The organism is Mesorhizobium sp. M1A.F.Ca.IN.020.06.1.1 (assembly GCF_004023265.1).
Taxonomy (GTDB): Bacteria; Pseudomonadota; Alphaproteobacteria; order Rhizobiales; family Rhizobiaceae; genus Mesorhizobium.
Map to the genome: position 1 here is coordinate 1 of NZ_RZSR01000397.1, position 5,108 is coordinate 5,108.

General features: G+C 63.1%; 4 protein-coding genes and 1 pseudogene. All 5 read left to right on the plus strand.

The window, feature by feature from the left end:
* Window positions 1-27: 27 nt before the first annotated feature.
* Window positions 28-210, plus strand: a pseudogene (locus EOA60_RS17965) (DUF922 domain-containing protein); the annotation flags it as partial.
* A 468-nt stretch (window positions 211-678) separates the two neighbouring features.
* Window positions 679-1,758, plus strand: a complete 1,080-nt coding sequence (gene ugpC / locus EOA60_RS17970) for a sn-glycerol-3-phosphate ABC transporter ATP-binding protein UgpC (RefSeq protein WP_127335205.1) — start codon at window positions 679-681, stop codon at window positions 1,756-1,758.
* A gap of 36 nt (window positions 1,759-1,794) precedes the next feature.
* Complete coding sequence (locus EOA60_RS17975) at window positions 1,795-3,120, plus strand: ABC transporter substrate-binding protein (RefSeq protein WP_128311685.1); 1,326 nt, start codon at window positions 1,795-1,797, stop codon at window positions 3,118-3,120.
* Window positions 3,121-3,227: 107 nt separating this feature from the next.
* A complete protein-coding gene (locus EOA60_RS17980) occupies window positions 3,228-4,166 on the plus strand; it encodes a sugar ABC transporter permease (protein ID WP_127335204.1) in 939 nt (312 codons plus the stop codon).
* 1 nt (window position 4,167) lies between these two features.
* On the plus strand, window positions 4,168-5,108 hold a 941-nt coding region (locus EOA60_RS17985), incomplete at its 3' end, for a carbohydrate ABC transporter permease (protein ID WP_164899380.1).

Here is a 5,108-nt window from a genome sequence, read left to right on the forward strand (position 1 = left end):
GCCTTGGAAAGCTGGTCGAGATAATTCGTCAGCACCGGCCTCACCGTTGCCGACGACCCCGGCTGCACCAAGATCAGGGCGGAGCTGACGAATTATCTCGACCAGCTTTCCAAGGCGCAGCGCCGGGCCAGCCGCGACTTCGACAAGGTCGAGTTCGGTCCGGGCGGGAACTTGCAGAAGCTGATTGCGGCGTTTCTGATCGGCGGGTGAACACGGCCAAGGAGCGGCCGCGCCCTTCCCGCGGTGGCAGCAGGGCCACACCGGAAGCACCGCTATCAGCATTACCGCATCTCGAATGGGACAGCTGCCAATCCCGTCTGCGCGGAAACGGGCACTGTCGGCTCTTTCTCGGCTAGGTTGAAATCTACACCTTAGTACTTGCTAATGCGCATTCAGCGCTCTTCACCGACTGATCGGCGGCCACGCGGCACGGCCCTGGATCGACTTAGCTCACGGCAGGCTGGCTCATTTGTCCTTTGAGACGAAAGTCTAAGGGCATGCGCCGCAGCTTTACAGGCGGGTTTGGTAGCGCTACCGTTTCACAGTCGCGTGACCCGGGGGGAGCTGGGGCAAACGTCGCCGACGCCAGTGGTGGATGCTTGCCGGCATCCGTTTCAGCCACACCTTGATTGGAAACGGCTCCCCGCGAAACCCGCAGGGACCATCGGGAGGAGTTCGATGGCGTCTGTCGCGATTGGCGATGTCTACAAGTCGTTCGGAGCCACCCAGATCCTGCACGGCGTCAGCGTCGACATAGAGGACGGCGAGTTCGTCACGCTGGTCGGGCCGTCGGGATGCGGAAAATCGACGCTTCTGCGGATGATTGCCGGGCTGGAAAAAATCTCCCGCGGCCATATTTCGATCGGCAGCCGTGTCGTCAACGATGTTGCGCCGAAGGAGCGCGACGTGGCCATGGTCTTCCAGAACTACGCGCTCTATCCGCACATGACCGTTGCCGAGAACATGGCGTTCTCGCTCATGCTGAAGGGAGTGGCCAAGGCGGAGAGCGATGCCGGGGTGAAGCGGGCGGCCGAGATCCTCGGGCTGGTGCCGCTTCTGTCGCGTTATCCACGCCAGCTTTCGGGCGGCCAGCGGCAGCGCGTCGCCATGGGCCGGGCGATCGTGCGCAATCCGCAGGTGTTTTTGTTCGACGAGCCGCTCAGCAATCTTGACGCCAAGCTGAGGGTCCAGATGCGCGCCGAGATCAAGGAACTGCACCAGCGGCTGAAGACGACGACGATCTATGTCACGCACGATCAGATCGAGGCCATGACCATGGCCGACAAGATCGTCGTCATGCATGACGGCCTCGTCGAGCAAATCGGGCCGCCGCTCGAGCTCTACGACCGGCCGAACAACCTCTTCGTCGCGAGCTTCATCGGCTCGCCGGCCATGAACCTGCTCAAGGGCACATTCGCCAATGACCGCGCGCCGTCGTCGTTCCGGGGCGCGGGTGGCGTCTCCGTGCCTCTGTCGAAACCACCCGCGATCGGCAACGGCGAAGCCGTCGTGCTCGGCGTTCGGCCCGAGCATCTGCGGCTGGCCGAGGACGGCATTCCGGTCACCGTGGTGGTGATCGAGCCGACCGGCTCGGAAGTGCAGATCATCGAACGGACGGCCGGCGGAGAGGATATCGTCGCCAATTTCCGCGAACGCCATTCCTTCGCGCCGGGAGAAACCATCCGGCTGTCGGTGGAACCCGGCCCCATTCATCTGTTTCACGGCGAAACGGGCCAGCGGATCGAAGCGGCGCCATAGACCACGCAACGAGGAAACCCACAGGAGGAGACGAGCATGAAGTTCACCAGACGCGACGTGATCCGCACGACCGCCGGCGCGGCCGCCGGGGCCTTGGGCAGCCGCTTCGTCGGCTCGAGCGCCTTCGCCCAGGAGGGCCTCACCTACAAGCCGGAGGAAGGCGCCAAGCTCCGGCTGCTGCGCTGGTCGCCTTTCGTGCAGGGCGACGAGGACCAATGGCTGAAGAATACGAAGCGGTTCACCGAGGCGACCGGCGTGGAGGTGCGCGTCGACAAGGAGAGCTGGGAAGACATCCGGCCCAAGGCGGCCGTCGCCGCCAATGTCGGCTCCGGTCCCGACCTGATGTTCGTCTGGTTCGACGACCCGCACCAATATCCCGACAAGCCGCTCGACGTGACCGAACTCGGCGACCATCTCGGCAAGAAGTATGGCGGCTGGCACGACGGCCCGAAGCAGTATGCGACGCGCGAGGGCAAGTTCCTCGGCCTGCCGCTCGCCACCATCGGCAACGCCATCGTCTATCGCGAAAGCTGGGTGAAGGAGGCCGGCTTCTCGGAATTCCCGAAGGACACGGCGGGTTTCCTCGACCTGTGCAAGGCGCTGAAGGCAAAGGGCCATCCCGCCGGGTTCACCCATGGCCACGGCGTCGGCGACGGCAACAACTATGCGCATTGGCTGCTATGGAGCCATGGCGGCCAGATGGTCGACGAAGCCGGCAAGGTGACGATCAACAGCCCCGAGACGCTGAAGGCGATCCAGTATGCGCAGGAGCTCTACAAGACCTTCATCCCCGGCACGGAAAGCTGGCTCGACGTCAACAACAACCGCGCCTTCCTGGCCGGCGAAATAAGCGTGATCGCCAACGGCATCTCGGCCTACAACACCGCCAAGGTCAACAAGGACAACGACCCGAAGCTGGCCGAGATAGCCAAGGACATCCGCACCACCAATCTGCCGATCGGTCCGGTCGGGAAATCGGTCGAGCTGTTCCAGGTGACCACGGCCGTCATCTTCAACTACACGCCCTACCCCAATGCGGCCAAAGCCTATCTGCAGTTCATGTTCGAGGACCCGCAGATGTCGGACTGGATCACGTCGTCGGCCGGCTATTGCTGCCAGACGCTGAAGGCTTTCGACAACAATCCGGTGTGGAAGGCCGACCCGAACAATGCCGCTTACGCGAAAGCTTCGGCGACGCTGCGACCCAACGGCTATGCCGGGCCGCTCGGCTATGCCTCGGCCGCGACCATGGCCGATTATGTGCTGGTCGACATGTTCGCCAAGGCGGTGACGGGACAGGCGACGCCGCAAGAGGCGATGGAAGAGGCCGAAAAGCGCGCCAACCGCTATTATCGCGTCTGATCCTGCCGGGCACCTGAAGCAAGGGTGGCCGCGTCGGGATCTTCCGGGGCACGGAAGGACCACGCGGCCACCACCACTCCACCGCATGTTGCGAGGAATCCGCGCCCATGGCCGTGTCATCCGTTGCCGTTCAGCGGCGTCCGTCGATGCTTTCGCGACTTGCCGAGAGCCGGAACACTCTTGGTCTCGGCTTCATGCTGCCGGCGGCGGCGCTGCTCCTGGTCTTTCTCACCTATCCGCTGGGACTCGGCGTCTGGCTTGGCTTCACCGACACACGCATCGGCCGGCCCGGCATCTATATCGGTGTCGAGAACTATGAATATCTCTGGAGCGACAGCGTGTTCTGGCTGTCGGTCTTCAACACCGTGCTCTACACGGTCAGCGCTTCGATCCTGAAATTCGTGCTCGGCCTCTGGCTGGCTCTCATCCTCAACGAGAAGCTGCCCTTCAAGTCGTTCTTCCGCGCGGTGGTGCTGCTGCCCTGGGTGGTGCCTACGGTGCTGTCGGCCATCGCCTTCTGGTGGATCTACGATTCGCAGTTCTCGATCCTGTCCTGGGCGCTGCAGCAGATGGGGCTGATCGACCACCGCATCAACTTCCTTGGCGATCCGACCAACGCGCGCGCTTCCGTCATCGCGGCCAATGTCTGGCGCGGCATCCCGTTCGTCGCCATCACGCTGCTTGCCGGCCTGCAGACCATCCCGCAGTCGCTCTATGAAGCCGCCACGCTGGACGGCGCCAGCCGCTGGCAGTTGTTTCGCCATGTGACGCTGCCGCTTTTGACGCCCATCATCGCCATCACCGTGACCTTCTCGGTGCTCTTCACCTTCACCGATTTCCAGCTGATCTATGTGCTGACCCGCGGCGGGCCGGTGAACGCCACCCACCTGATGGCGACCTTGTCCTTCCAGCGCGGCATTGCCGGCGGCCAGCTCGGCGAAGGCGCGGCAATCGCGGTCGCCATGATCCCCTTCCTGCTGGCGGCGATCCTGTTCAGCTATTTCGGCCTGCAACGGCGCAGGTGGCAGCAAGGCGGCGGAGACTGATATGGCCGCGATCAGAGAAGTCGAGCGCCTGGACACCGACGAAGGCGGCATGGGCTACCTGCAGAGCCTGCCGCGCCGGGTGGTCACGGTCTATCTGCCGCTGCTGGTGTTTCTCATCGTGCTGCTGTTTCCATTCTATTGGATGACGATCACGGCGGTTAAGCCCAATGTCGAGATGACGGATTATGTGAACTACAATCCGTTCTGGGTCGTGCATCCGACGCTGGAGCACATACGCTATTTGCTCCTGGAGACCTCCTATCCCGGCTGGCTGCTCAACACGGTGATCATATCGACGGCGGCCACCTTCCTGTCGCTGGCGGCTGCGGTGCTCGCCGCCTACGCGATCGAGCGGCTGCGGTTCTCCGGCGCCCGCCAAGTCGGCCTTGCCGTCTTCCTCGCCTATCTGGTGCCGCCCTCGATCCTGTTCATCCCGCTGTCGGTGATGGTGTTCAACCTCGGTCTCTACGACACGCCCTTCGCGCTGATCCTCACCTACCCGACCTTCCTGATCCCGTTCTGCACCTGGCTGTTGATGGGCTACTTCCGTTCGATCCCCTTCGAATTGGAGGAATGCGCGCTTATCGACGGCGCCACCCGCTGGCAGATCCTGACCAAGATCGTGCTGCCGCTGTCGGTGCCGGGCCTGATCTCTGCCGGCATCTTCGCCTTCACGCTCTCCTGGAACGAATTCATCTACGCGCTGACCTTCATCCAGTCGTCGGAGAAGAAGACGGTTCCGGTCGGCGTGCTCACCGAGCTCGTCCGCTCGGACGTTTATGAATGGGGAGCGCTGATGGCGGGCGCGCTGATCGGCTCGCTTCCGGTGGTGGTGCTTTATTCGTTCTTCGTCGAGCACTACGTCTCATCGATGACGCGCGCCGTTATGCATGCGGACGCTATTCCTTTACCGCGCCCGTCATCGATGAGACGTAGTGCTCG